At 32.6% G+C, this 6593-nt stretch carries 9 protein-coding genes; 5 read left to right on the top strand and 4 right to left on the bottom strand.

The window, feature by feature from the left end; all coding sequences use genetic code 11:
* Positions 1-105 precede the first annotated feature (105 nt).
* The 4 genes from HKP48_RS12170 to HKP48_RS12155 all read right to left on the bottom strand — a co-directional run bounded on the left by HKP48_RS12170 (position 106) and on the right by HKP48_RS12155 (position 3193).
* A complete protein-coding gene (locus HKP48_RS12170; protein ID WP_296346240.1) occupies positions 106-705 on the bottom strand; it encodes a hypothetical protein in 600 nt (199 codons plus the stop codon).
* Between the two features lie 29 nt (positions 706-734).
* Entirely contained in the window at positions 735-1493 is a 759-nt protein-coding gene (gene yaaA / locus HKP48_RS12165; protein ID WP_296346238.1) for a peroxide stress protein YaaA, read from the bottom strand.
* A gap of 102 nt (positions 1494-1595) precedes the next feature.
* Positions 1596-2627, bottom strand: a complete 1032-nt coding sequence (locus HKP48_RS12160) for an RluA family pseudouridine synthase (protein WP_296346236.1) — start codon at positions 2625-2627, stop codon at positions 1596-1598.
* 2 nt (positions 2628-2629) lie between these two features.
* Positions 2630-3193: a PASTA domain-containing protein gene (locus tag HKP48_RS12155; protein ID WP_296346233.1), complete on the bottom strand. Its 564-nt coding sequence runs from the start codon at positions 3191-3193 to the stop codon at positions 2630-2632.
* A gap of 154 nt (positions 3194-3347) precedes the next feature.
* Here HKP48_RS12155 and HKP48_RS12150 point away from each other — a divergent pair, with 154 nt between their 5' ends.
* The 5 genes from HKP48_RS12150 (at position 3348) to HKP48_RS12130 (ending at position 6483) form a co-directional block, all read left to right on the top strand.
* Positions 3348-4325, top strand: a complete 978-nt coding sequence (locus tag HKP48_RS12150; protein ID WP_296346242.1) for a D-alanine--D-alanine ligase — start codon at positions 3348-3350, stop codon at positions 4323-4325.
* Between the two features lie 185 nt (positions 4326-4510).
* Positions 4511-4843 (top strand): hypothetical protein, encoded by a 333-nt coding sequence (locus HKP48_RS12145; protein WP_296346231.1) that lies wholly within the window; start codon positions 4511-4513, stop codon positions 4841-4843.
* A 129-nt stretch (positions 4844-4972) separates the two neighbouring features.
* Positions 4973-5428 carry a pantetheine-phosphate adenylyltransferase gene (gene coaD, locus HKP48_RS12140; protein WP_296346230.1) on the top strand — a complete coding sequence of 152 codons (456 nt, stop codon included), beginning with the start codon at positions 4973-4975 and terminating at the stop codon, positions 5426-5428.
* A 74-nt stretch (positions 5429-5502) separates the two neighbouring features.
* Positions 5503-6075 (top strand): hypothetical protein, encoded by a 573-nt coding sequence (locus HKP48_RS12135; RefSeq protein ID WP_296346228.1) that lies wholly within the window; start codon positions 5503-5505, stop codon positions 6073-6075.
* A 96-nt stretch (positions 6076-6171) separates the two neighbouring features.
* Positions 6172-6483: a hypothetical protein gene (locus HKP48_RS12130; protein ID WP_296346226.1), complete on the top strand. Its 312-nt coding sequence runs from the start codon at positions 6172-6174 to the stop codon at positions 6481-6483.
* Positions 6484-6593 lie beyond the last annotated feature (110 nt).

Genomic DNA, 6593 nt, shown 5'->3' with positions numbered 1-6593 from the left:
AGTTAATCTAGAAACTGTATGACCATTTACCCTTTGATGTGACATAAAAACAAAGGTAGGTATTTTTAGAAGCTAAAGCGGATGCACTAAAGTGCATAGTTTTAACTATTTTTGGGACCAATAAAATTTAGCAAGCTGTAAACGTTCACTATAATTTGAGTATGGTCTATCAATCGCTTTTAATTGAATTTCAGCAAGGTCTAGCTCTCCTTTTTCTCTCAGTGCTAATCCATAACAAAATTGTTGCTTAGAACCTTTGAACTCAGGCTTACCCTTAATCTTTTCGACATAACGAAGTACATTATCAAAATCTTTTAATTGAAAATACGAAAGGATAAGCTGTTGATAGGAATAAACTGAATTTTGGACTTCGTCTTCTAAAGTTTTTTCGTAATTGCTGATTGCATTTTGGTATGCACCTATTTCAAAGTAAGCGTCCGCCAAATCGACTCTGCTGGCATAAGTGTCTGAAAATTGAATCTTCTTTTCGAAATCTTTAATCTTTTTGGTAGGATTAACTATTGAAGTTAACTCATTTTGAATCTTATTTACATCTCCACTTGTAAATACATGAGTAATCAAATAAATAATCGCACCAACTAGAGGAATAAAAAAGATTATAAAGAACCAATAATAGGACTTCTGATTTTTGTATATATGATATATACAGAAAGCCTGTAAAGCAATAAATAAGTAATAATGCATCAGTTAGTATTGATTTTTAAAGATAGAAACTATCTCACAAAAACCAATTCATTATCTGAAGATAATTCTTCACTAAAGCCATAGTTGTCGAGGTTAAAACCTTTAATATCTTCTAAAGTCTTAGCATTTGTATCAATGATATAACGCGTCATTAAACCACGTGCTAATTTTGCGAAAATTGCTATCGTCTTATACTTATCGCCTTTAAATTCTTTAAAATTAATAGTAATCACAGGTACTTTTAAGGATTTTGTATCTATCGCTTTAAAGTACTCGTTACTGGCTAAGTTTAAAAACAATTCGTCGTCTTCTAACTCATCGTTTAGTGATTGCGTTACTTTTTTTCCCCAGAATTCATACAAATTCTTGTTTTTACCTACTGGAAATTTTGTTCCCATTTCTAAACGGTAAGGTTGTATTAAATCCAATGGTTTTAAAATACCATACAATCCTGAGATGATACGCACAGTATCTTCTACTTTATCTAGCTTCTTCGAATCTATAGTATATGCATCCAAGCCACGATACACATCACCGTTAAATGCATAAACTGCTGGACGCGCATTGTCTTTTGTAAATGGCAAAGTCCATTCTTGATTGCGCTCGTAATTAAGTTGCCCTAAATTATCTGAAATATGCATCAGCTCAGATAAGGCTTTTGGAGATTTCTTCTTCAATAGTTTATTGATGCGCTCTGCTTCTGCCAAAAAACAACTTTCGGTTGTTTTTGGTGTAGGCAATTTGCTTTCAAAATCTAAAGATTTAGCTGGTGATAATACGAGTTTCATAGTGCAATTTTTGTCTACATCAAAATTACAATCTATTAGTGCAAACCTAAAGGTTTTATAAAAAGATTTTTTGATAGACCCATAAGTCTTTTCTATTGGCAATTAGTCTTTAGCGTGCTTGGCGTAGTGTCTCCATTTTTCGATACACTCTTGTATATCACTAGGAATTTCGCTAGAAAAACGCATAAACTCGCCAGTGGTTGGATGCTCAAATCCTAGCGTCTTGGCATGAAGCGCTTGGCGTGGTAATACTTTGAACGCGTTGTCAACAAACCGTTTGTATTTAGTAAATGTGGTACCTTTTAAAACTAAATTTCCACCATAACGCTCGTCATTAAAAAGGGTATGACCAATATGTTTCATGTGCACGCGAATTTGATGCGTACGACCCGTTTCTAGCTTACAACTTACTAAAGTGACGTAACCTAAGCGTTCTATAACCTTGTAATGTGTAACGGCTGGCTTACCTTTATAAGCATCATCACCTTCAAAAACGGTATTCTGTAATCTGTTTTTTGGATGACGACCAATATTTCCTTCGATAGTACCTTCATCTTCTTTTAGATTTCCCCAAACTATAGCGATATATTCACGTTCGGATGTTTTTTGGGCAAACTGATTAGACAAATGATTCATGGCGTTTTCAGTCTTAGCTACAACTAACAATCCACTAGTATCTTTATCTATACGATGTACTAGTCCTGGTCGGTCACTTGAGTTTTTGGGTAAATTATCAAAGTGAAAAATTAATGCGTTAATTAACGTTCCTGAATAGTTACCATGACCTGGATGCACAACCATCCCAGCTGGTTTGTTCACAACCAACAAATCATCATCTTCATAAACAATATCAATATCTATATCTTCACCAACCAATAAATTTTCGTGAGGTGGATGCTCAAATTTTACACGAATGATATCGTTGGGTTTTACTTTATAGTTCGATTTTACAGGTACGTCATTTACAAATATACTTCCATCTTTTGCTGCTGCTTGGATTTTGTTACGGGTGGCATTTTCTACAAAATTCATTAAGTATTTATCAATACGGAGTGGTTGCTGACCTTTTTCTACAATAAACTTATAATGCTCGTAAAGCTCATTGTTTGGTGGGAGTTCTGGTGTAGTATCCATACTTAGTTTGAAGAAGCACGTTTACCATTGCCCAAGACCAAATCTATTTTAGATTTTAAAGGCAGTTTATCACCGATTTTTAGGTCTTTGCCGTTTTGCTTTATACCCAAAACAACATCTTTTCCTATGTTATCGACATACGTTTTTTCTCCCATGGTAAACCCCAGAGCTTCTAATGTAGGTTTTGCCTGTCTGAGTGTACGTCGCAATATATTAGGCACAGCGACCTTTCTATATCCAGATGGATTAAGTGTCAAGTATATTTTTCTATTTTCCTTGACTTGAGCACCAGCTATTGGGTCTTGTTCAATTACAGAAAACTTTGGATAATTAGGATTATAATTTGCAGAATCCTGTATTTGCATTACCAAATCATTATCGGCCAACTCTATTTCTACCGTTTGTAAAGATTTTCCTTTAAGGTCTGGTACGGTTACAAATTCGCCATTATTTGTAGTTGCATCTAACCATTTTAATAGTAAAAAACAGAAAACTACAACTGCAACAACAGCTAAAGCCAATTGCTTGAAGAAAACTTTACTTGTTATGAATTTAATAATACTCATTTGCTAAATTATTGTTGACAAAACTAATGAAATTCTAGTTTTCAGGATTATTGAGTTCTATTTTTTTATATACGCTTGTAAATTACAAATCGATTTTTAGCGTTGAAATAAAAATATTGATACATTTACATAACAACAATTTCTAAAGGTTATTATATTGAAAAACATTGCAATTATTATGGGTGGTTACTCTAGTGAATATGAGATTTCGCTAAAAAGTGGTGCTGTAGTTTTTGAAACTTTAGACCGAAGTAAGTATAACCCTTATGCTATTCATATTTTTAAAAACAAATGGGTTTATGTCGATGATAATGCTAAAGAAACTCCTGTAAATAAAGATGATTTTTCAGTAACTATTAATAACAAAAAAATTACTTTTGATTGTGTGTTTAATGCCATACACGGTTCTCCTGGAGAAGACGGTTATATGCAAGGCTATTTTGAGTTATTAAATATCCCGCAGACGAGTTGTAGCATGTATCAGGCTGCTTTAACCTTTAATAAAAGAGACTTGTTAGCAACCCTAAAACCTTTCGGTGTTAAAACAGCTGAGAGCTATTACCTTAACCACGGCGATACAATTAATGAAGATGCGATAATAACTAAAGTCGGTTTACCTTGTTTTGTAAAAGCAAATAAAGCTGGAAGTAGTTTTGGAATTTCAAAAGTGTATAAAAAAGAAGATTTAAAAGCCGCTATTAAACTTTCTTTTAAAGAAGATAACGAGATTATTATCGAACAATTTTTGGATGGCGTTGAAGTTTCTGTAGGTGTCATCTCTTATAAAGGCGAAACCAAGGTCTTACCGATTACAGAAATCGTTTCAGAGAACGATTTCTTTGATTACCAAGCCAAATACGAGGGTAAATCACAAGAAATTACACCAGCAAGAATTTCTGATGACTACGCAACCAAAGTTACACGTGTGGCCAAAAAAATATATAAAATTCTTAAACTCAAAGGTTTTAGCCGTAGCGAATTTATCTTTAAAAACGATGAGCCTTATCTTCTTGAAGTCAATACGGTTCCCGGACTAACCAAAGAAAGTATTTTGCCTCAGCAAGCTGCCCAAGCAGGTATAGGTCTTAAAGATTTGTTTGGTAATACTATTGAGGAATCGATAAAAAAATAATTTTTATATTTAAACCTAACTAACCAATCAATCTAATTAAATGGTATTTTATGGTACAAACGCGTCTCGACTAAAAGACATTAGACTAAACAATGTTACATGCCCAAATTGCAATGAACAAACATCAATGACATACAGTTTTTTTTTTAAAATACGCTTACCTATACTAGACACTTGTTTTTCCTATGGGTAAAACTAATGTTCTAGAATGTGACCATTGCAAACGCACATACAAACTCAAAGAACTACCCAATCAAATTCAAGAGAAATTTAAATTAGAAAAACACAGCGGTGTTCCAATAAAGTATTTTGCTGGTCTAGGAATTACAGCTTTAATTTTTGCAGGAATTTATTATTCAAATTCAAAAGACAAAGAAAATGAAGCTATATATATTGATAAACCTTTAGTTGGAGATGTTTACAGAACTACAGGTAGCAGTGCTAACTATTATACTACTGCAAAAGTAACAAGTGTAGCATCAGACAGTATTTATATGATTTTGAAACCAAAAAATTGAAAATACAGCTAGTTATACGATTGAAGAAGTACAAGGTCTCTATGTCGATGAAATTATATATCGGATAGACAGAGATTAATTACCTATCTTTAATCTCAGAAAATATATGCTTTATCCTAAAAAAATATAATGAAACGCGCACTATTCCCAGGGTCCTTTGACCCCTTAACATTAGGACACTACGATATTATAAGACGTGGTGTAAAACTCTTTGACGAGATTGTAGTATCTATTGGCATAAATGCAGACAAAAAGTATATGTTTTCACTCGAAGAGCGCAAAACATTTGTAGAAAAAGCCTTTAAAAATGAACCCAAAGTCAAAGTAACAACTTACCAAGGTCTCACTGTAGATTATTGCAAAGAAATTGATGCAAAGTTTATACTTCGCGGACTGAGAAATCCTGCCGATTTTGAATTTGAAAAAGCAATTGCGCATACCAATAGAAAACTTTCTAAAATTGAAACCGTCTTTTTACTAACAGCTGCTAAAACTTCGTATATTTCCTCTTCTATTGTTCGAGATGTTATTAGAAACAATGGTGATTACACAGTGTTAGTCCCAGATAGCGTTAGAGTGAAATAAGAATATAAAAATAAGCGTTATCCCTCTAATTCGTCATATTATAGAACATTTAATAACGCATATAAACACGTTGTGTGCAAGCTAAAAAAATGAACGATATTTTTGAAAATGACAGAAAATTTAAAGAAGCCATTGGTGCTTTCATTATCGCTTTTTCAGAGCTCGAATTTGGACTTGCAATTTTATGCACTTTAACGGAATTTGACCCAAGAAATAAAGACAAATTTCTTTCAAAATACATCGGTTATTCATTTGAGCAAAAAAGAAACACTTTAAATGATTTCATTAAAAAAGAACTTCCTGAAGTTCAAAAAATTTGGAGTGAAATAAATACAGATATTGGACAAATAAATAGAGAAAGACGTTTCATTGCTCACGGCTTTATGACTTATTCACTTCCGAATGAAAATATAAGTACTTATGTAAAAGAAAAAGGTAAAATAGTTGAGCAAAAGCAGTCCATTGAAAAGATTAAGAATTTAACAAAAAGCCTATACGAAATAAATACAGGAAGGAATGGTGTAAATGGAGAATTTCATACTCAATTTACTAAAATGAGAATTGACAAATGGAATGACCTTGTAATTGAAAAAAATAGAATTGTATATAAAGTAAATAACGAGATAATATCTCAATGGAAAGGATAGCCGATGATTTCATTTCTACTACTAATACCTTGGATTATATTTGGATTTAAAAATCCGAATCTAAACTTACTCGGCTTAAACCAAACCAAAAAGTCCTTGCTTTTACTTTTAGGAATTGAAATTCTATTTTTTCTAATTCTTTATCTGACTTTACCTGAACCGACTTCAAAAATTGCTGGTTTGCAAAGTTTCTCGTGGAATTATTTTATAGCATATTATGCAAAAGGAATTGCCCCAACTTGGCTAATAACCGAATATATTAATGGAAATTTAGGAGATAAAATTGATTTGGATTATCAATACATCTTTTTAATAGTAAGCTTAATCATTGACTATTTGATTTTGAAAATAATTAGTCCGAATATTAGAAAAATATGGAAAAAGAAAAAGCCTGCACACAACAACTAAGTTTTCGTTGCGTCCGCAGGACGAACAATGAAAACTCCTGTTGAACGGAACCGTTGAATTTAGAAATAATCTTAGTAAAACAGCCCTATTGGGGATATCGCTTTTGGGAT

The sequence above is a fragment of the Winogradskyella sp. genome, from assembly GCF_013042245.1.
Taxonomy (GTDB): Bacteria; Bacteroidota; Bacteroidia; order Flavobacteriales; family Flavobacteriaceae; genus Winogradskyella.
This window is presented reverse-complemented; position numbering and strand designations above follow the sequence as displayed.